The 18,387-nt window shown below is 68.5% G+C and carries 17 protein-coding genes and 1 pseudogene; 13 read left to right on the top strand and 5 right to left on the bottom strand.

Annotated features, from left to right (window positions below):
- Nucleotides 1-160: 160 nt before the first annotated feature.
- Both QMG86_RS32020 and QMG86_RS32015 read left to right on the top strand, forming a co-directional pair.
- Nucleotides 161-688 carry a peptidase gene (locus QMG86_RS32020; RefSeq protein ID WP_159849138.1) on the top strand — a complete coding sequence of 176 codons (528 nt, stop codon included), beginning with the start codon at nucleotides 161-163 and terminating at the stop codon, nucleotides 686-688.
- 295 nt (nucleotides 689-983) lie between these two features.
- On the top strand, nucleotides 984-1,760 hold the full coding sequence (locus tag QMG86_RS32015) for a TMEM165/GDT1 family protein (RefSeq protein WP_281876610.1): 777 nt from the start codon (nucleotides 984-986) through the stop codon (nucleotides 1,758-1,760).
- 379 nt (nucleotides 1,761-2,139) lie between these two features.
- Here QMG86_RS32015 and QMG86_RS32010 read toward each other — a convergent pair.
- Nucleotides 2,140-2,196, bottom strand: a pseudogene (locus QMG86_RS32010) (hypothetical protein); the annotation flags it as partial.
- A gap of 310 nt (nucleotides 2,197-2,506) precedes the next feature.
- Here QMG86_RS32010 and QMG86_RS32005 point away from each other — a divergent pair.
- The gene (locus tag QMG86_RS32005; RefSeq protein WP_063019304.1) at nucleotides 2,507-3,274 is read left to right on the top strand and encodes an SDR family NAD(P)-dependent oxidoreductase; all 768 of its coding nucleotides are present in this window, start codon (nucleotides 2,507-2,509) and stop codon (nucleotides 3,272-3,274) included.
- A 62-nt stretch (nucleotides 3,275-3,336) separates the two neighbouring features.
- On the opposite strand, the gene QMG86_RS32000 is transcribed toward QMG86_RS32005, so the two are convergent.
- From QMG86_RS32000 to QMG86_RS31990, 3 genes are all read right to left on the bottom strand, one after another.
- Entirely contained in the window at nucleotides 3,337-4,155 is an 819-nt protein-coding gene (locus QMG86_RS32000; protein WP_281876607.1) for a class I SAM-dependent methyltransferase, read from the bottom strand.
- A gap of 175 nt (nucleotides 4,156-4,330) precedes the next feature.
- Nucleotides 4,331-6,289 carry a molecular chaperone HtpG gene (gene htpG / locus QMG86_RS31995; RefSeq protein WP_281876605.1) on the bottom strand — a complete coding sequence of 653 codons (1,959 nt, stop codon included), beginning with the start codon at nucleotides 6,287-6,289 and terminating at the stop codon, nucleotides 4,331-4,333.
- Between the two features lie 26 nt (nucleotides 6,290-6,315).
- Complete coding sequence (locus QMG86_RS31990) at nucleotides 6,316-8,127, bottom strand: TM0106 family RecB-like putative nuclease (RefSeq protein ID WP_281876604.1); 1,812 nt, start codon at nucleotides 8,125-8,127, stop codon at nucleotides 6,316-6,318.
- 379 nt (nucleotides 8,128-8,506) lie between these two features.
- On the opposite strand from QMG86_RS31990, the gene QMG86_RS31985 reads away from it, so the two are divergent.
- The 9 genes from QMG86_RS31985 to rraA all read left to right on the top strand — a co-directional run bounded on the left by QMG86_RS31985 (nucleotide 8,507) and on the right by rraA (nucleotide 14,445).
- A complete protein-coding gene (locus QMG86_RS31985) occupies nucleotides 8,507-9,151 on the top strand; it encodes a DUF6474 family protein (RefSeq protein ID WP_281876603.1) in 645 nt (214 codons plus the stop codon).
- 14 nt (nucleotides 9,152-9,165) lie between these two features.
- Entirely contained in the window at nucleotides 9,166-9,696 is a 531-nt protein-coding gene (locus QMG86_RS31980; protein WP_281876602.1) for a hypothetical protein, read from the top strand.
- A gap of 40 nt (nucleotides 9,697-9,736) precedes the next feature.
- A complete protein-coding gene (locus tag QMG86_RS31975; RefSeq protein WP_281876601.1) occupies nucleotides 9,737-10,393 on the top strand; it encodes a YcnI family copper-binding membrane protein in 657 nt (218 codons plus the stop codon).
- Nucleotides 10,390-10,929, top strand: a complete 540-nt coding sequence (locus QMG86_RS31970) for a copper resistance CopC family protein (protein WP_281876600.1) — start codon at nucleotides 10,390-10,392, stop codon at nucleotides 10,927-10,929. Before QMG86_RS31975 ends, QMG86_RS31970 begins: the two co-directional genes overlap by 4 nt.
- Nucleotides 10,930-10,934: 5 nt before the next feature.
- Nucleotides 10,935-11,888 carry a CopD family protein gene (locus QMG86_RS31965; RefSeq protein ID WP_281881231.1) on the top strand — a complete coding sequence of 318 codons (954 nt, stop codon included), beginning with the start codon at nucleotides 10,935-10,937 and terminating at the stop codon, nucleotides 11,886-11,888.
- Between the two features lie 33 nt (nucleotides 11,889-11,921).
- A complete protein-coding gene (locus QMG86_RS31960; RefSeq protein ID WP_281876598.1) occupies nucleotides 11,922-12,377 on the top strand; it encodes an SRPBCC family protein in 456 nt (151 codons plus the stop codon).
- Between the two features lie 320 nt (nucleotides 12,378-12,697).
- Nucleotides 12,698-13,006 (top strand): DUF5313 family protein, encoded by a 309-nt coding sequence (locus QMG86_RS31955; RefSeq protein WP_281881229.1) that lies wholly within the window; start codon nucleotides 12,698-12,700, stop codon nucleotides 13,004-13,006.
- A gap of 50 nt (nucleotides 13,007-13,056) precedes the next feature.
- Nucleotides 13,057-13,422, top strand: a complete 366-nt coding sequence (locus QMG86_RS31950) for a DUF5313 family protein (RefSeq protein WP_195085088.1) — start codon at nucleotides 13,057-13,059, stop codon at nucleotides 13,420-13,422.
- A 534-nt stretch (nucleotides 13,423-13,956) separates the two neighbouring features.
- Nucleotides 13,957-14,445, top strand: coding sequence for a ribonuclease E activity regulator RraA (gene rraA / locus QMG86_RS31945; RefSeq protein WP_281876597.1), 489 nt, complete (start codon nucleotides 13,957-13,959; stop codon nucleotides 14,443-14,445).
- Nucleotides 14,446-14,480: 35 nt separating this feature from the next.
- Here rraA and QMG86_RS31940 read toward each other — a convergent pair whose 3' ends face one another.
- The gene (locus tag QMG86_RS31940) at nucleotides 14,481-14,699 is read right to left on the bottom strand and encodes an RNA-binding S4 domain-containing protein (protein WP_039794186.1); all 219 of its coding nucleotides are present in this window, start codon (nucleotides 14,697-14,699) and stop codon (nucleotides 14,481-14,483) included.
- A 303-nt stretch (nucleotides 14,700-15,002) separates the two neighbouring features.
- Between QMG86_RS31940 and lysX the strand changes: the two genes are divergently transcribed.
- Complete coding sequence (gene lysX, locus QMG86_RS31935; protein ID WP_434086134.1) at nucleotides 15,003-18,326, top strand: bifunctional lysylphosphatidylglycerol synthetase/lysine--tRNA ligase LysX; 3,324 nt, start codon at nucleotides 15,003-15,005, stop codon at nucleotides 18,324-18,326.
- The last annotated feature ends 61 nt before the right edge of the window (nucleotides 18,327-18,387 follow it).

Here is an 18,387-nt window from a genome sequence, read left to right as displayed (position 1 = left end):
ATCCGCCGCGTACGCAGCACGATTGCCCGCCGACCGGTCTCCGGCTGTCCGATTGGCACTCTTTGGTACTTGTGTGCCAGGTGACTCGTGGTTCATATTCGGAAATCCACACAAATAGCACGGGCAAGGTCGCCCCCGGGTTCGACAACGGGAGGCAGGAATGCGCACGAACGAACCGATCGGCATCACGCCTTTTCACTCGCGCGGGTCGCTACGCGGCTTCGTGATCTCCGGCCGCTGGCCGGACACGACCAAAGAGTGGGCCCAGGTACTGGTACTAGCGGTGCGTGTGGCCACGCTACCGGGCTTGCTGACGACCTCGACGGTGTTCGGAGTCCGCGAGGACCTGCCCGACGATCCCGCCCCTGGCACGGTCGGCTTGGTGATCGCCGAAGGCCCCGTTCTCGGCGACGAAGCGGTCGAGCCGGGTCATTTCGCCGAGCACGTGCCACCGGCGCTGCTGATGTTGCATCCGCCCTGCGAGACGCGCCCCTCGCTGCCCGAATGCGCGGGCGCGGCATCCGGCTGCGTCTTGCTGCCCGGTGTGCCCCATCTGGGGCTGGAACACCGCGCGGCCTGGGTGGAGGCGGAGTCGGACGGAACGGTTACCTCCCTGGTCAGCCGGGTCGGGCTCGATCCGATCAGCGATCCCGACACCGCGGTTCTGGCCATGCTGCTGGCCGCGTGAGGGTAACCGAATTTCCGGACGTGGATCGCCAAACTTATTGTGCGCATTGCGATTTCGATTACAGCGGGTTGGCAGGAGCGGCTCGCGCCGGTAGAGTCGGCTGCAGCGAAGGGGAGTAGCCCCCAATTGCGCAGTCGACATACTGACCCGCCGGTCCATTCGGGCCCGGGTCCGGCTGTGTGAACCGGCATCCGTCCGGTGGGCGAGACCTTCGGCCTGGACAACCATTTCGTTGTCGGCCGGAGTCCACCCGTATCTCCGGCCGGCAGGCCGGAGACCTGGGAGCCGCCAACACATGATCGCCACCGTATTGCTGAGTATCGGCATCGTCTTCCTCGCCGAACTGGGCGACAAGTCCCAGCTGATGGCGCTGACGTTCGCGCTGCGCTATCGCTGGTGGGTGGTGCTCGGCGGCATCGCGACCGCCTCCGCCGCGGTACACCTGATCTCGGTCGGCGTCGGCCACTTCCTCGGTGCCGCCCTGCCGACCACGGCGATCGCGCTGATCGCCGCCGTCACCTTCCTCGCCGTCGGCCTGTGGACCCTGCGCGAGCACTTCGGTCCCGGCGACGACGACCCCGAGCCGAAGACGCCGAAGGCCGCCGGTGCGCCGTTCTTCGTGGTGCTGTCCGCGTTCCTGCTCGCCGAGCTGGGCGACCGCACCATGTTCGCGACCGCGGCGCTGGCCACCGACTACGACTGGGTAGGCGTCTGGCTGGGCTCGACCATCGGCATGGTCGCCGCCGACGCGCTCGCCATCGCGCTGGGCATCCTGGTCGGCAAGCATCTGCCGGAGCACGCCATCGGCATCGGCTCGGGCCTGCTGTTCCTCTACTTCGGTGCGGCGACGCTGTTCGGCGCGGCCGCACCCGGTCTCGGCGGCGTCGCGGTGGCCGGGCTCGCGGCGCTCGCCCCCGCGCTGGCCGGTGCGGCGCTGCTGCTCACGCGGATGGCTCGCCGCGCACGTCCAGCGCGGCCCCGTACAGTCCGCCGCCCCGGCGCAACAGATCCAGCAGCGGTTCCCGCAGCGCCAGCAGGCCGGCCGAGTCCCCGGCCGCGATCCGAGCGGTGACCATCGCACCGACCGCCGCGGCCAGGGCCTGACAGGCGAAACGCTGCTGCTCGGTCCGCGCGTCGAGCACGGCGGCGATCAACTCGACGAACCGCTCTTGCAACTGGGCCCGGCGCGCGATGGCCGCCGACCCCACCGCGAAGACTTCGACCAAGAACAGCCGCGCGCTCGCCGGGTCGTCCACCAGATAGTGGAGATAGGCGCGCAGGATCCGATCCATCCGAGCCACGGCGTCGCTGTCGCCTTGCCCAGGCGCGGCCTCCTCCTGTTCGGTGGCCTCGGCGATCCGGTCCAGCAACAACTGCACCGCGCGCTGATAGGCCGCCTCGAAACAGTCCTCTTTGGAACGGAACTGCTCGTAGAACGTCTCCCGCGACACGCCCGCCCGCTTGAGGATCGCCGCGACAGACGTTCCGATGTAACCGTTCTCGGCCATGGCCTCCGCCGTCGCGACGAGGATCCGCTCGCGCTGCGAGGCGATCACCTGCTCCCGCGGCAGGCCGTGCCTCCCGCGGGGCAGACGTGCGCTGAGGGCCGATTCGGTCATACGGAGACTCCGGTGTTCGGTCGAGCTGACTGGGCTGTTCCATTCTGCGCGGTCGGTTCTATCGTCCGGCCGGACAGGGGGCGCGCCGGGAACACCGATCGGTAACGAGTCGCGGGAGCCATGCGGGGCCGCGCGCCGAGCACCGGTTAGGGTGCAATTGACGAAAGGCCAACTGGCTGTCACAAACGAGAGGACCATCGTGGAGATTTCGGGTTCCGCCGCCATTGTCACCGGAGGCGCATCGGGCCTCGGCGCCGCCACCGCCAAGCGTTTCGCCGAGCTCGGCGCCACCGTCTTCGGACTCGATGTACCGCAGTCGATCGAGCGCGCCGGCGACAATGTACCCGCCGGGGTCACCCTCATTCCCGCCGATGTCACCAGCAATGACGAGGTCAGCGCGGCCGTCGCGCAGGTCGCCGAGTCCGGCGCGCCGTTGCGCATCGTGGTCAACTGCGCCGGTGTCGGCTGGGCGGGCCGCATCCTGTCCAAGAACGGCCCGCACGACCTGGAGCTGTTCCGCACGGTCATCACGGTTAACCTGCTCGGCACCTTCAACGTCATGCGGCTGGCCGCCGACGCGATCGCCAAGACCGACGCCGTGGACGAGTACGGCCAGCGCGGCGTCATCATCAACACCGCCTCGGTCGCCGCCTTCGAGGGCCAGATCGGTCAGATCGCCTACTCCGCGTCCAAGGGCGGCGTGCACGGCATGACCGTCCCGGCCGCGCGTGACCTGGCTCAGTTCGGCATCCGGGTGAACACCATCGCCCCCGGCATCATCGACACCCCGATGCTGGCCGGCGTCACCGAGGAGTACCGCAAGGGCCTCGAGGCGGGCGTGCCCTTCCCGTCCCGGCTGGGCCGTCCGGACGAGTACGCGCAGCTGTCGCAGTACATCGTCGAGCACGACTACCTGAACGGCGAGACGATCCGCATGGACGGCGCACTGCGCATGGCGCCGCGGTAATTCCGTTCCGCTCTCCCGGCAGCGCGCGGCTCTTCCTCGGAAGAGTCGCGCGCTGTCGTCTGTCACGCCTGCGGCTTGTGACCGATGCCGAGGTACGCCGTGGTGGACAACGGGGAGTTCGGCCGGTATTTCTCGGCCAGGAACCTTTTCATGACGGCGGCGCGCCGAGCCCACTCCTCCGCGCTCACGCTGTGGCGCATGAGTTCCAGCGGGGCGCTGCTGCGCACCATGGTTTCCCACATCTCCTCGGGGTCGCCGAAGGTCAGCGCGATCGAATGCCGCTGGATGGACACGGCTTCGAAGCCCGCGCCGCGCATCTCCGATTCGAAGACCTCGGGATTCTCCAGGCTCAGGAAGTTCGGTTGCGGCTCTTGGATGTTCGGGTCGGCCGCGGCCAAGGCGCCGAACATCATCCGCATCAGCGGCGAGTCCGCGATCGGCGCCCAGCTCGACACCACCGCGGTGCCACCCGGCCGCAGCACGCGGAACAGTTCGGCGAACCCGCGGGCGCGATCCGGGAAGAACATCAGGCCGAACATGGAGAACCCCGCGTCGAAGCGGTCGGATTCGTACGGCAGATCCTGGCCGTCGCCCACCCTCGCGCGAATGTTCGTCAGCCCGGCGGCGGCGGCGTCCTTCGCCAGACGCGCGATCATCGACTCCGCGAAATCCAGCGCCTCGACCTGCGCCACCTGGCCCGCGGCCGGCAAGCTGAGCGTGCCCGGCCCCGCCGCCACATCCACGATGTGCGATGTGGGCGACAACGACGCGAACTCGAGCGCCCGCACCGCGAACGGCTGCATGATGGCGGGTGCGAACTCTGCGTATCCGTCGGCGACCAGATCCCACGGCTCGGACACGGCAAGCGGGTTTGCGGACATGTTGTGACAATCCTTTCAGACATCCACATCTAACCGCGCCACCCGGGGGCGAACTCCCCAGTCCTGCGAATATGCCATCTCGGCGGTCACCGTAGCCGAGAAATGGCCGAAATACCGCCGACCGCACCGGCCGCGACCGGAGGACAACGGCGTGGTCCTCCGGTCGCGGGCGATGTCACAAGGTGCGGGTGAGCCGATCGGTGAGGATATGGGCGAAGTGCGCCGGATCCTTCAGTTCACCGCCCTCGGCGAGCACCGCCGTGCCGAACAGCAGTTCGGCGGTTTCCGACAGCTCGGTCGCCGTACCCGCGTCGGCCTCGTCCTTCTTCGCCGCGTACGCATCGCGCAGGCCGGTGACCAGCGGGTGGGTCGGGTTGAGCTCCAGAATGCGCTTGCTCTCCGGCAACGCCTGGCCCGACGCGCGGTACATCCGCTCCAGCATCGGCGTGAAGTCGAAGACGTCGCCGACCAGGCAGGCCGGGGAGGTGGTGAGCCGGTTGGTCAGACGCACCTCCTTGACGTTCTGCTCCAGCGTCTTGCCCAGCCAGGTCAGGACATCGGCGAAGTCCTTGTCCTGCTGCTCGCGCAGCGCCTCGGAGGCCTTCTTCTCCTCCTCGGTCTCCAGATCGACCTCGCCCTTGGCGATGGACTGGAACGCCTTGCCGTCGAACTCCGGCACCGAACCGACCCACATCTCGTCGACCGGATCGGTCAGGATCAGCACCTCGCGGCCCTTGGCCTTGAACGCCTCCAAGTGCGGGGAGCTCTCGACCTGCTGACGGGTCTCGCCGGTCATGTAGTAGATCGTGTCCTGCCCCTCGGGCATCCGCTCCACATACTGCGCCAGCGTGGTCAGTTCGGTATCGGAGTGCGTCGAGGCGAACGAGGAGACCTGCAGGATCGTCTCGCGGTTGTCGAAATCCGAGAGCAGACCCTCCTTCAGGACGCGGCCGAACTCCTTCCAGAAGGTCTGGTAGCTGGTCTGGTCCTCGGCGCCCTGCAGATCCTTGACCGTGGACAGCACCTTCTTCACCAGGCGCTTGCGGATCATCTGGATCTGCCGGTCCTGCTGCAGGATCTCGCGGGAGACGTTGAGCGACAGGTCCTGCGCGTCCACCACGCCCTTGACGAAGCGCAGATACTCCGGCATGAGCTCTTCGCAGTTGTCCATGATGAACACGCGCTTCACGTAGAGCTGCACGCCGCGCTTGTGCTCGCGGGTGAACAGGTCGAACGGCGCGTGCGAGGGGATGAACAGCAACGCCTGGTACTCGAAGGTGCCCTCGGCCTTCAACGGGATGATCTCCAGCGGATCGTCCCAGCCGTGGCTGACGTGCTTGTAGAACTCCTTGTACTCCTCGTCGGAGACCTCGCTCTTCGGGCGCGTCCACAGCGCTTTCATCGAGTTGAGCGTCTGGTCCTCGAGGACGGTCGTCTCCTTGGCGTCCGCACCCTCGCCCTCGGTGACGGTCCGCTCGACCTGCATGCGGATCGGCCACGCGATGAAGTCGGAGTACTTCTTGACGATCTCCCGCAGCTTCCATTCCAGCGTGTAGTCGAAGAGGTGATCCTCCTCGTCCACCGGCTTGAGGTGCAGCGCGACCGACGTGCCCTGCGGGGCTTCGTCGAGTTCTTCGATCGTGTAGGTGGAGCTGCCCGCACTCGACTCCCACCGGGTGCCGGTGGTCTCCCCCGCCCGGCGGGTGGTGAGCGTGACCTTGTCGGCCACCATGAAAGTCGAGTAGAAACCGATGCCGAACTGGCCGATCAGCTCCTCGGCCGCCGCCTCGGACTTGGCCTCGTTCAGCTTCTTGCGCAGCTCGGCGGTACCGGACTTGGCGAGGGTGCCGATCAGGTCGACGACCTCGGCGCGCGACATGCCGATGCCGTTGTCCCGCACGGTCAGGATCCGGTTGTCCTTGTCGACCTCCAGCTCGATGTGCAAGTCGGAGGTATCGACGTGCAGATCCTTGTCCCGGAAGGACTCCAGCCGCAGCTTGTCCAGCGCGTCGGAGGAATTCGAGATCAGCTCCCGCAGGAAGGTGTCCTTGTTGGAGTAGACGGAATGGATCATCAGCTCGAGCAGCTGATGGGTCTCTGCCTGGAACTCGAGTTGTTCGACGTGCTCTGTCACGTCGCGATGGTACCGCTGCGCGCCGGCTAGGGAGTCGAAGGAGGCACCACCGCGTAACCCGCGACGGCCTCGGGCGACCGCGGATCGGAAAGCGGCGGGAAGTCGGCGAGACCGGGGACCTCGGCGTCGGCGCGGTTCGTCATCCACTCGCGCAGCACCTGGGTGGCGCGGACGTCGTCCTCGTTGTACTCCAGCAACCGGGTGCGCTGGGTCGCATCCGGCGCGGCGCCGTCGTAGCCGACCGCGAGCCGATACCAGCTCATCGACGCCTCGCCGCCCGCCTCGGGGTCGCGCCACGAGAACCCGGCGACCGGCGCGATCTTCTTCAGCCCCTTGCCGTTCGGGCAGATGAACTGGTCGGAGACGGCCTGGAACATGTCCACCCACTGCGGCCCGTCCACGAACGCGCGCACCTGCTCCACCGTCGGCACGCCCGGTCGGCCCGCGAACCGGCGCGCCGATTCGTACAGCCACTTGTCCTCGGCGGTGCGCGAATAGCAATACGCCGCAAACGTCTTGCCCGCCGCGGCCGCCTCGGCGCGCACCGTCATCAACCAGGTCCAGAACTCGCCGAAGGAGCGGCCCTCGTCCTCGGTGGGCAGCGGATCCCAGGTGACGAATGGGCGGTAGACACCGTTCAGCAGCGTCCCCCAGAGGTAGGCGCCGTATTCCTGGAAACTCTCCAGGTCGACGTCGACCTCCACGTCCGCCCGCCGCACCCGCACGCGCTCGACTCGCCGCACCACCGGCGCGCCCGCGATCCACGCCCGCGCCGTGACCACGGCCTCGTCGAACGGGCCGTGCTGCCAATCCTCGGGATCCTCCCCCACCCAGGCGGCGAGCTCGTCGATCGTCTCGACGTTGTGCCTGCGCAGCACGTCCGCCCGCGAGCCGGGCGCCACCAGGCTGACGTCGCGGTGCTCGATCAGCCAGTCCTCACAGCTCGGGCCCTCGATGCCGCGCGTCCACCACGGGCACTGCCTGCACTCCGGCACCTTGGAGGGGACGGTCGGCAGCTCCCCGCGCACCACCGCGATCCGGTCGGCGTAACGACGGTCGTAATCGGCCAGCAGCGGGGCCAGATCGTGGACCAGGATGCGATCGAAGTCGAAGCCGATGACACCGCCGAGCAGCGCGGGACTGGCCAGACCGTGACGTTGCAGCATCCGGTGCAGATGGGCGAGCCGCTGTTGGTCGCGGGGCTGCTGCCGCAGCTTGCGGTGCGGGTCCGGTCGCGGATTCCAGTGGTAAGGGTCGGAGGTGGTGGGGTGGAAGTCGGCCGGTTCGGGCTGACGCGGGTCGGTCACCTTGTGGTTCACCACGATGACCGGGATGTACCCGCCGCGGTCGGCGTCGCGCAACAGGATCTCCGAGCCGCCGCGCCTGCCGGTGTCCGGCTCCTGCGGTAGCAGTCCGCCCCAGATGTGCCGCGTGCCGGCTTCGCACGCGCGCATAGTCGCTTCGGCGCGCTCGGTGGCGCGTAGACCGGGATCGATCACCACCCAGGCGTCGGGATCGGCGCCGACCAGCGCGTCGCGCACCCGGGCGCGGTGCGCGGCGGCGGCGTCCCGCCGCTGGCGTACGCCCGCGTCCTCCACGACGCCCGCCAGCGCGCCGGGGTGCGCGGCGTCCAGATGCAGCCGATGGCGGCAGCCGATCAGCGCCCTGGCATCGATGAAGGCGGTCGGCACGTCGGTGGCCCGATCCACGGCCGTTCCGTTGCGCTTGCGACCATCCCGGTCACCGATGTCCGAATCCACGCTAAGCAGTATGGTCCCTACCCCCGACAGTATTAAATTTCCAGCGCCTGCGGCGCTGGGTGTTCGCGGCCCCCTCATGGCTCGCGTTCGAGCGACCGCCGCTGGCGACTTCGTCGCGGACGCGGCGGCCGCTCGAACGCGAGCCGGGCCGCGAACGGCGCATGCTCGGTCTCGCTCCGCTCGAAACCGGGAGTTCAGGTGGGTGGTTGCGTCAGGTGGTAATCGCCGCATCCAGCGCAGGCAGCAGGGACGCGAGATATCTGGCCGGCTCGCTCGGGGCCGAAAGTTCGGTCGACCGAGGTGATGCCGCTTCGGCAGGTGCGGAGTGCGGGGGCCGCACTACCCTCGCAGCTGAGACCGGGGACCCGATAGGGTAGCGGCAAAGCGTGTGACATGGGCGGACGGGCTTCCCCGGCGTCGTACTGCCATGGCGAACCAGCATGACGGAGGGCCTTCGATGGGGTTGTTCACGAAGCGCAAGCGGCGGCCGAGCCGCAGGGCCGAGGCGAAAGCCCTCAAGCACAAGGCCGCGATCGAGGCCAAGCTCGCCGCGAAGAACGACCGCAAGGCACGCCGCGCCGAGGCCCGCACCCAGCGCAAGGTGGCCAAAGCGCAGATCGCGGCGTTCCAGGCGGAGGAGAAGGCCGCGCTGAAGGTGGCCGCCAAGGCCGAACGCGATCCGTTCAGCGCCGGCCAGGTGAAGAAGTATCTCGGCGTGGCGCGGGTGCTCATCCCGGTGCTCGCCCCGCTCGCCTACCGCGGCGCCACCTTCCTGCGCGGGCAGTTGGACACCCGCCGCGCCCAGCAACTCGGCGTGGGCATCGACCAGCTCGGCGACTTCAGCGGACACGGCGCCAAACTGCAGGCGCGCATCACGAATGCCGAAGCGGCCCTGGCGAAGATCGGCGCGCAGGACGGCAAGGACAAAGGCGAGACGCAGAAGTTCGTCACCGCCACCAAGGACCGTCTCGGCAGTCTGACGGCGGCGGTGCACACCTCCGACCAGATGCCTGCCAACCGCCGCCGTTCGGTGCACGCGTCCATCTCCCACGAACTGTCCGGGATCGAGTCCGACATCCTGGCCCGGCTCGGCGTGCGCTGAGCGTCCCCGTCCCGATGTCCCCGCACCCGATCACCGGCCACCTGCGTGGTGGCCTGGTCGGCGTGCTCGTCGGCGTCTTGGCCGTGGCGGCGCACGGGGCGGCGGGCGGAGGTGCGCCGCGCACCACCGAACTGACGTTGCTGCTGCTGATCGCCGCCGGATTCGGTTCGGCCGCGGGAACCCTGCGGGCGCACCCGTGCGTCGTGGCCGGGTCGCTCGGCGCCGGTCAGCTGCTGAGCCACGTCGCGCTGTCGGTTCTGCTCGGCCACGACCACACCGAAAGCGGCTCCAGCGCAACGTCATCCCCATTGCCGACCGGAGGGATGCTGCTCGCGCACATCGTCGCGACTGCCGCCTGCGCGGCGCTGATCGTGCTCACCGAGCGGCTCTACGCCGCCGCCTCCGGCGCACTTCGCGCGATACTCGCGCCGCCGCGGAGGGCACGGATCGTCGGCGCGCCGCTCTGGCCGGATTCCGGCCTTCCGCCCTATCGCTGTGCTCCGCTCGGTGCGCTCGGCCCGCGCGCGCCGCCGGTGTCGGCCTGACCGCCCGACACCCATGTACCTTCGCACAGGAAGCTTCAGCATGCACAGCTCTCTTTCGCGCGCCGTCGGAACGACCGTCACGACAACGGCACTCGTCCTCCTCGCGGGCGGCACCGCCGCCGCCCACGTCACGGTGGACGCTCCCGGCGCGACACAAGGCGGATACGCCGTCGCCACCTTCCGGGTGCCCACCGAATCGGATACCGCGGGCACTACAGCGCTCACCGTCACCCTGCCCAATCTCAAATCGGCGCGGACCGAGCCGATTCCGGGATGGTCGGCCAAGGTCGAACGCAACGACAAGAAGGAGATCACCGCGATCACCTGGACCGCCGATCCCGGCGCGCCGGGTATCCCGCCCGGTCAGTTCCAGCGCTTCGCGGTGTCCCTCGGCCCCCTGCCCGCGCAGGATTCGGTGAGCTTCCCCGCCAAGCAGACCTATTCCGACGGCAAGGTGGTCAGCTGGGACCAACCGGTCGAGAAGGACGGCGACGAACCCGAACATCCGGCCCCGTCGGTCACCTTGGCCCCCGGGAAAGAGGATGGGGACGGGCACAAAGTGAGCAGCGAAGCCGCGGACGAGGACTCCGAGCACGAGGACGAGACGGCCCGCTGGCTCGGCGGGATCGGCCTCGCGCTCGGCCTGCTCGGTGTCGCGCTCGGCCTCGGCAATGTCGTTCGCGGACGTCGCTCATGAACCGCCGACTCCTCGCCGCCCTTGTCACGGGCCTGTTCCTGCTCGGATTCGGTATCGCCGCAACCGGGGTCGCCGCCGCGCACTCCGCGGCCACCGGAAGCGTCCCGGACGACAACGCGACAGTGGACGCCGGGCCCGAGCGCGCCAGCGTGGCGTTCAACGAGGCACTGCAGCCCAGCTTCCCGTCGCTCACCGTCGTCGGACCGGACGGCAACCTCTGGTCCAAGGGCGACCCCGTGGTCGAAGGCAATACGGTGAGCGTCGTCCTGGGCGAGTTGGGGCCGGTCGGCGAATACACCATCGCCTACCGGGTGACCTCGGCCGACGGACACCCCGTCAGCGGCAAACGGCACTTCACGCTCAGCAAGCCGGGCAACGGCACGCCGGGACCGAAACCGAACGCGAAGGCGCACGACAGCTCCGACGGCTCGGACGGAATTCCGCTGTGGGTGTTCGTCGCCGGGGCGGTGGTCCTGTTCGGTGGCGGACTCGCGTTCGCGTTGTTCGGCGGCAGGAGCCGCGACCAGAAGCGGTGAGCGACGTGAAGACCGGCGGCCGAGGCGGCGCGCGGCGCGCTCCCGGCCGAACGCCCTGGCCCGCGCTGCTCCTGGCCTTCCCGGCCGGATTGCTCGGCGTCGCACTCGCCTGGGTGCTGATCCTGCCGAGTCCGCTGCCCGGTGAGGCCGTGGTCCGGGTGGTGGCCGACGGTGTCGGGGCGACCGCACTGGGATTGGCGGCCCTGCCCCGCGTGACGCCGCGGTTGACGACACCGTGGCGGCTGCTGGCGGTGCTCGCCGGAATCTGGGCGGTCGCGGAATTCGCCGTGCTGATCTTCGAGGCAGCCGAGGTGGTCGGCGTTCCGGTACGCGAACTCGGCGCCGAGGAGTTCGGCACCTATCTGGTCGACGTCAGCGGCGGGCAGATCGGGATCGCGATCCTGGCCGGCGTCGCGACGGTGGCCTGCGGGTCGGCGCTCGCCTTCCGGCGACCCGGGTCCGCCTCCGCGGATCTGGTGCTGGTGTTCGCCGCGGTCGCGCTGGCGTTGCGGCCGATCACCGGACACATGTCGCAGCAGGCGTTCGGGTCGGTGCTCGCCGCGGTGCACGCGCTGGCGGCGGGCGCCTGGTTCGGGTTGCTGATCGCGCTGGCACTGGTCGTGCGGACCCGCGGCGAGTGGGCGGTGGTGCTGCCGAGGTATTCGGCGGTGGCGCTGCCCCTGGTGGCGATCGTGGCGGTGACGGGGCTGCTCAACGGGCTGATCCGGGTCGGAGGGGTAGCTCCGTTCGTCGGCACCGGCTACGGCCGGATCCTGCTCGCCAAGACCGTGGTGCTGCTCGGCTTGCTCGCTCTCGGCTGGTGGTGGCGGCGCAGTTGGGTGCCGAAGGCGGCCGACCACCGGATGGACGCCGACGACTCGCTGCGCCGCGCGATAGCCGAGGTGATCGTGATGGCGCTCGCCTTCGGCCTCGCCGCCACCTTGGCGGTGACAGCCTGAGCCGGATCGGCCCGCCCCGGTTAGGGTCTGCGCATGACCGAAGTGAAGATCGTCGAGGATTGCGTGGCCTCGGCCGAGTCAGCGTTCGCCTATGTGAACGATTACCGGAACCTGTCGCGATTCCTGCACGGCATCCAGTCCTTCACTCCGGTCGGCGAGCAGACCGAAGGGGTCGGCGCCACGTTCGATGGGCACATGAAGCTGGGTCCCGCCGCACTGAAATCGCGGATCCGGGTGATTCGGTGGGAGGAGAACTTCGCGATCGGCGTCGAGTCGATCAAGGGTTTCGACGTCGAATCCACGTTCCTGTTCCACGCCAAGGGCGACGACTTGTGCACCGTCGACGCGATCGTGGACTTCCGAGTGCCCGGCGGCCTGGCGGGGCGAGCCCTCGGTAAGACCATCGAACCGTTCGTGAAGATCGCCGTGCAGCACACGACGCACAACCTGGTTACGCAGATCGCCGCGTTCCATGCGGGACGTGTTTGATCGGCCGCGACTGTGTTGGGTTTTCAGCGCCTGCGGCGCTGAGTGTTCGCGGTCAGTGACTGGTACCGCGCCATCGGCCGGCAGGGCGAGCAGTTACGTCAGGAGATGTCGTATGCCCGGCCGCGCTATCGATCCAGAGTCCACCGGCGGTGGCCATGAGGCGGGACGATGGCCGCAATCTTGGTCCGGTCGCGTTCCGCGAAGCGGGTGGGGCGTAGTTGCGCGGGTGATTGCGGAGTCGGGATGCTGGAGGCGTGCGCGCTTCCCCCTCGTTCGGCCAACGGGTCGGCTATATCTTCGGCCGTACCCTGCCGGAATCGATGTCCGACTGGGTGCGAGACGACCTGGTCGGGCCCGGGGCCACGCGGCGCTATCTGGTGCGATTCCTGGTGCCCGTGCTTCCGGTGCTCATGCTCTTCCTGCTGCTGCCCGGCCCGTTGTGGATGGGTCTGGCGATGATGGCGCTGTTGTACATCCCGTTGATCTACTTCACGGTGGCGCTGCTGTACGTCTACCGGCGCCATCGGCTGATCAAGCACGGTCTCGACCCCGCGCTCGCCGACGCCGACGCCCGTCGCCGCGACGAGCGCGAACGGCTCGACTACGAGCGCAGGCACGGACGCGGGTGAGCCGCGCCGGGAACTAGCGGTGACTTATACCACAGGCATAGCCTTGTGATATGCAAACCCCCACGTTCAGGCAGCGGGTCGCCTACGATCTGGGCCGCGAGCTCCCCGAGGAGCTGCACGAGTGGGTCACCCACGACCTCGTCGGGCACGGGGCCATGGAACGCTATCTCGTCCGTTTCCTCGGGCCGATCATCCCGTTCTTCGCCCTGGTGCTGCTGTTCCCCGGGCCGATGCCCCTGAAGATCGGCTTGATCGTGATGATGATCGTCCCGATGGTGGTCTTCACGGTCGCCCTCAGCTACGTATGGCGCCGCTTCCGCTTGGTCCAGCACGGCCTCAACCCAGACCTGGTCGACCACGGCAAGTGCACCGAACACGACCGCGACCTGTACGAACTGCGCTACGGCCACCGATAACGCCGCCCACCGCCTCGCGCGCTGACAACCACGCGCGCCGCCTGTGCACGCCTACGGAACGAAGCCGATCCACCGGGTAGCGCCACCCCATCCCCCTCCGACCACCCGGCAATCCGAACCCGGCCGGTCACCCCCAAGGAGCACACCCGAACGACCTGCTCCGCAACAAATGAGCAAGCGACGACCCTGCGCCACCGCAATCACACCTGCCCACGTCTTCCGAGCAAGCGAGGTCGAGCCCTCACCGCTCACGGCCAAGCTCCCGTTCGCGTTACTGCCGTCTAGACGAGGGAGTCTCGTGCCACCAGCCACGCTGAACCGCGTGCCGGGGGCCGACCTTCGAACCCCACGCACCCAGCGCACCTCGACTCCCGGTTTCGAGCGAAGCGAGACCCGAGCATCCGCCGTTCGCGACCCGGCTCGCGTTTGCGCGGCCGCCGCGCACGCGACGAAGGAGCAAGCGGCGGTCGCGCAAACGCGAGCCATGAGGGGGCCGCGAACACCCAGCGCCGCAGGCGCTGGAGAATAAACACCGTGACCGAATCGCAGAATGTAATCGCCACCGCCGACCTGGCCGACGAGATCGGCCCGGAGATCCGCAGCTGCGATACGCAGTTCATCCAGTTCGGCGGGCGGGCGGCGTTCTCCGGACGCATCACCACCATCCGCTGTTTCCAGGACAATCTCCTGGTGAAGCAGACGCTCGGTGAGCCGGGCGAGGGCAAGGTGCTGGTGGTCGACGGCGGCGCGAGCGTGCATACGGCATTGGTCGGCGACATCATCGCCGGGCGCGGCGTCGAGAACGGCTGGGCGGGCGTCGTCGTCAACGGCGCGGTTCGCGACTCCGCCATCTTGCGGACCCTGGACATCGGTATCAAGGCGCTGGGCACCAACCCGCGCAAGAGCACGCAGACCGGGAGCGGTGACCGCGATGTGCCGGTGGAGTTCGGCGGGGTGACGTTCGTGCCCGGCGACATGCTCTACAGCGACCACGACGGCATCGTGGTGCGCGCCGAGGACTGAGCCGGTTCGGCGGCGCGGCCGGACCGCTCCGGCCGTCAGGCGGACACGATCGCCTTGTGACCGGCGAGAGCCACCACGTCGCCGATGTGCAGTTGCCGCCCGCGCCGCAGTTCGACCTCGTCGTTCACCCGCACCAATCCGGCGGCGATGACCGTCTTCGCCTCCGAACCCGAGTCGATCAGGTTGGCCAGCTTCAGAAACTGGCCGAGCCGAATAACGTCGTCATCGATCGGTACTTCGACTGGTTCCGACATGGGGTAAATACTTACTCCCTCACCCCAACTCGCCGGACACCGCCCCACACGCCCAGCGATCTCGGAGCAACTCGAACCCTCGCCGGGCATCGACCGAAATCCGATCGCTGCTATCGCACGTATCGAAATTCACTCCGATTCGCTCGGCCCTGTCGTGCAGGGCGCCGCGGAATCAGGAAAGTTCGTGTTCGGCTCCGACCTGCGGCATACTCGTCGCGACGAAGTACCGCCCGCACAAACACCGCACAAACACGCGCCCCGCAGGCTTGGCAAATCCGACACACTCACGTACACACTGGTTCCGTGACCTCCACGCAAGCCCAGCAACACCTCGATACCGCACCACGCGCGGATAAACCGACTCCGCCGGTTCCCCACCGGGGTCACGGACGACTTTCGGAAGTGCCGCATATCGCGGGATTGACGCTCGGGGTATTCGCGGTGCTGTGCTTCCTCTGGAGCCTCTCACCCGGCCTGCGTTTCCTGACCCAGGTGCCGCGCCGCTATATCGATACGTATTACTTCGACGCGCCCGACACGAACCTGATGTGGGCGTTGGTCGTCGGGCTGACGGCAGGCGCGATCGCCAGCCGCAAACGGATCGCCTGGTGGTTGCTGGTCGGCTATCTCGCGATCTACGCCGTGGTCAACGCCGTCACCTTCGCCGATCGGGGCAGTATTCACGCGCTGGTGGCGATGGTGCTGCACCTGGCCACGATCGGTGTGCTCGTCGCGGCCTGGCCGGAGTTCTACACCAAGGTGCGCCGCGGCGCCGGGTGGAAGGCGCTCGGCGTGCTGGCCGGCGGCCTGGCCATCGGCGCGCTGCTCGGGTGGGGCTTGGTGGAATTGTTCCCCGGCAGCCTCCCGCAGGGCGTGCAGCGACCGGGGTGGGCGGTCTATCGCGTGACCGCTGCCGTGCTGGCGGACAACGAGCACTTCGACGGACATCCGCCGCCGTTCGTCAACTTCCTGCTCGGCCTGTTCGGCGCGGTCGCGCTGCTGGCCGCGGTGGTCATCCTGCTGCGCTCGCAGCGGGCGGCGAACGCGATGACCGGTACCGACGAGTCGGCCATCCGCGGTTTGCTGGACCGCTCGGACGTGGAGGATTCCCTCGGCTACTTCGCCACCCGCCGGGACAAGGCGGTGGTGTTCGCCCCCAGCGGCAAAGCGGCGGTGACCTATCGGGTGGAGCTCGGCGTGTGCCTGGCCAGTGGCGACCCGGTCGGCATCCGCGAGGCGTGGCCGCAGGCGATCGATGCCTGGCTGCGCTTGGCCGATCGTTTCGGGTGGGCTCCCGCGGTGATGGGCGCGAGCGAACTCGGTGCGACGGCCTACCGCCGCGCGGGCCTGTCCGCGCTGCGCCTCGGCGACGAGGCCATTCTGGACACCAGGAACTTCTCGCTGGCGGGGCCGGAGATGAAACCGGTGCGCCAGGCCGCGAACCGGCTGCGCAAACACGGCGTCATCGTCCGTATCCGCAGGCACCGCGACATCCCCGCGGAGGAGTTCGCCCGGATCATCGCCCGCGCCGACGCCTGGCGCGACACCGAGACCGAGCGCGGGTTCTCCATGGCGCTCGGCCGCTTGGGCGATGCGCTGGACGGCGACTGTTTGCTGGTCGAGGCCGTCAACCCGCAGGATCGGGTGCTCGGCATGTTGTCGCTGGTGCCGTGGGGCCGCACGGGCGCCTCGCTGGAGTTGATGCGCCGCGACCCCGGCGGGCCCAACGGCGTGATGGAGCTGATGATCTCGCAGCTCGCGCTGAACTCCGAGCAGTACGGCATCACCAAGGTGTCGCTCAATTTCGCGGTATTCCGCTCGGTGTTCGAGGAAGGCGGGCGGATCGGAGCCGGTCCCGTGCTGCGCTTGTGGCGCGGCGTGCTGCTGTTCTTCTCCCGCTGGTGGCAGCTGGAGGCGCTGTATCGATCGAACGTGAAGTACCAGCCGTACTGGGCGCCGCGCTTCTTCCTGTTCGAAGAGCGCAGGCAGCTGCCGCGCGTCGCGGTGGCCAGCGCGCTGGCCGAGGGATTCCTGCCCCGGTTCGGCAAGGAACCCGACGCCGCCGCCCACACCGGTGAGCATGTCGCGGTGCCTGCCACCGTGACCGGGCTGCACACCGACGGCAGCCCGCCGGACATCACCGAGGCGGAGGCCGAGGAGCAACTGCCGCGCAGGCCCGAACAGGTCCGCGTGCGCATGGACAAACTGGCGCGCTTGGCCGATGCCGGTATCGATCCCTATCCGGTCGCCTATCCCCCGACGCACACCGTCGCCGACGCGCGGCGTTCGCCCCGGGGCACCACGGTGCGGGTCTGCGGCAGACTGCTGCGCATCCGCGACTACGGCGGCGTGATCTTCGCCGTGGTCCGCGACTGGACCGACGACATCCAGCTGGTCATCGACCGCGACCGGGTCGGCGCCGCGCGCAGCGCCGAGTTCGGCGAGTTCTTCGATCTCGGCGATCTGATCGAGGTGAGCGGGCAGATCGGGGCGAGCAGGCGCGGTGAGCTCTCGCTGCTCGCGGCCGACTGGCGAATGCTGGGCAAGTGCCTGCACCCGTTGCCGGACAAGTGGAAAGGGCTGGCCGATCCCGAGGCCAGGGTGCGGCAGCGCTATGTCGACATGGCGATCAACACCGAGATCCGCGAGGTGCTGGCCAAGCGCAGCGCGGTGGTGCGCTCGCTGCGGGACTCGCTGAACTCGCTCGGTTTCCTGGAAGTGGAGACGCCGATCCTCCAGCAGGTGCACGGCGGCGCCAACGCCACGCCGTTCATCACCCACATCAACGCCTACGACCTCGACCTCTACCTGCGGATCGCGCCCGAGCTGTATCTGAAGCGGCTGTGCGTCGGCGGCATGGAGAAGGTGTTCGAGATCGGGCGGACGTTCCGCAACGAAGGCGTCGACTTCAGCCACAACCCCGAGTTCACCATCCTGGAGGCCTACGAGGCGCACAGCGACTACGAGCGCATGATGCACACCTGCCGGAGGCTGATCCAGAATGCCGCGATCGCGGCCAACGGAGCCATGGTGGCCCTGCGGCCCAACGGCGACGGCAGCTTCGAGGAGGTGGACATCTCCGGCGACTGGCGGGTGCAGACAGTGCACGGCGCTGTGTCGGAGGCGATCGGCAGCCAGATCACTCCCGAGACCGGTGTCGCGGAGCTGCGCGAACTGTGCGAAAAGGCCGGCGTGCCTTATCAGCACGGGTGGGACGCCGGCCAGGTGGTGCTCGAGATGTACGAGCACCTGGTCGAATCCCGCACCGAGGAGCCGACGTTCTACATCGACTTCCCGACTTCGGTCTCCCCGCTGACCAGACAGCACCGCAGCATCCCCGGCGTCACCGAGCGCTGGGACCTGGTGGCCTGGGGCGTCGAACTGGGCACCGCCTACAGCGAACTCACCGACCCGGTGGAGCAGCGCCGCAGGCTCACCGAGCAGTCACTGCTCGCGGCCAACGGCGACCCGGAGGCGATGGAACTCGACGAGGACTTCCTGCAGGCGCTCGAGCACGCGATGCCGCCCACCGGCGGACTGGGCATGGGCGTGGACCGGATCGTCATGCTGATCACCGGCCGCAGCATTCGCGAGACCTTGCCTTTCCCTTTGGTGAAACCCCGCTGACCGCCCCTTCGTCCGGAAGAGTTCTCATCGAGCGAATCGGGCCGCTACCCTTGGAGATTCG

Origin of the sequence: Nocardia sputorum (assembly GCF_027924405.1) — a bacterium.
Taxonomy (GTDB): Bacteria; Actinomycetota; Actinomycetes; order Mycobacteriales; family Mycobacteriaceae; genus Nocardia; species Nocardia sputorum.
The sequence above is the reverse complement of the archived record's forward strand: the minus strand, read 5'-3'. Positions and strand labels throughout refer to the sequence as shown.

What these genes read in the sequence shown, in the direction of transcription:
- QMG86_RS32020 (WP_159849138.1), top strand. Translation starts at nt 161, where the DNA reads ATGCGCACGAACGAACCGATCGGCATCACGCCTTTTCACTCGCGCGGG.
- QMG86_RS32015 (WP_281876610.1), top strand. Translation starts at nt 984, where the DNA reads ATGATCGCCACCGTATTGCTGAGTATCGGCATCGTCTTCCTCGCCGAA.
- QMG86_RS32000 (WP_281876607.1), bottom strand. Translation starts at nt 4,155, where the DNA reads ATGTCCGCAAACCCGCTTGCCGTGTCCGAGCCGTGGGATCTGGTCGCC.
- QMG86_RS31990 (WP_281876604.1), bottom strand. Translation starts at nt 8,127, where the DNA reads ATGAGGGGGCCGCGAACACCCAGCGCCGCAGGCGCTGGAAATTTAATA.
- QMG86_RS31985 (WP_281876603.1), top strand. Translation starts at nt 8,507, where the DNA reads ATGGGGTTGTTCACGAAGCGCAAGCGGCGGCCGAGCCGCAGGGCCGAG.
- QMG86_RS31980 (WP_281876602.1), top strand. Translation starts at nt 9,166, where the DNA reads ATGTCCCCGCACCCGATCACCGGCCACCTGCGTGGTGGCCTGGTCGGC.
- QMG86_RS31975 (WP_281876601.1), top strand. Translation starts at nt 9,737, where the DNA reads ATGCACAGCTCTCTTTCGCGCGCCGTCGGAACGACCGTCACGACAACG.
- QMG86_RS31970 (WP_281876600.1), top strand. Translation starts at nt 10,390, where the DNA reads ATGAACCGCCGACTCCTCGCCGCCCTTGTCACGGGCCTGTTCCTGCTC.
- QMG86_RS31960 (WP_281876598.1), top strand. Translation starts at nt 11,922, where the DNA reads ATGACCGAAGTGAAGATCGTCGAGGATTGCGTGGCCTCGGCCGAGTCA.
- QMG86_RS31955 (WP_281881229.1), top strand. Translation starts at nt 12,698, where the DNA reads ATGTCCGACTGGGTGCGAGACGACCTGGTCGGGCCCGGGGCCACGCGG.
- QMG86_RS31950 (WP_195085088.1), top strand. Translation starts at nt 13,057, where the DNA reads ATGCAAACCCCCACGTTCAGGCAGCGGGTCGCCTACGATCTGGGCCGC.
- QMG86_RS31940 (WP_039794186.1), bottom strand. Translation starts at nt 14,699, where the DNA reads ATGTCGGAACCAGTCGAAGTACCGATCGATGACGACGTTATTCGGCTC.